The 610-nt window shown below is 67.9% G+C and carries 1 protein-coding gene; it reads left to right on the forward strand.

Annotation, left to right across the window (positions count from 1 at the left end):
- On the forward strand, positions 1 to 610 hold a 610-nt coding region (locus AC1D01_RS37810; RefSeq protein WP_477875101.1), incomplete at both ends, for an ABC transporter substrate-binding protein.

The raw sequence follows: 610 nt of genomic DNA on the forward strand, positions 1-610 counted from the left end.
GGGCTACCTGGACGAGCCCGAGGTCGAGCGCGTCGACTGGGGACCCGATTTCCTGGCCGATGCGAACGACTCGGACGAGGTCAAGAAGCGCTTCGAGGAGCGCGGCTTCCAGTTCCCGCAGACGGTCGACATCTCGATCTGGTACCTCGGCTTCAACATGCTCGACCCGGTGGTCGGCAAGGGCGCGACGCCGGAGGAAGACGAGCGCCACCGCAAGCTGCGCCAGGCCGTCTCGATCGCGATCGACTGGGAAGAAGGCTATGGCCGCATCTTCATCCAGAAGGGCGGCGTCGCGGCGCACGGCCCGGTGCCGGCCGGCCTGTTCGGCTCGCGCCACGGCACGCCCGAGGGCTACAACCCGATCACGCACAAGATGGTCGACGGCCGCGTCGTGCGCCGCTCGATCGACGAGGCCAAGCAGTTGCTGGCCCAGGCCGGCTACCCCGACGGCCGCGATGCGAAGACCGGCCGCCCGCTGGTGCTGAACTACGACTTCCAGCGCGCGATCACACCGGAGTTCCGCGCCGAGCTCGACTGGATGGTCAAGCAGTTCGCGAAGATCGGCGTGCAGCTCGAGATCCGCGCGACCGACTTCAACCAGTACCAGGAC

This window comes from Rhizobacter sp. P3_B12 (assembly GCF_056402895.1).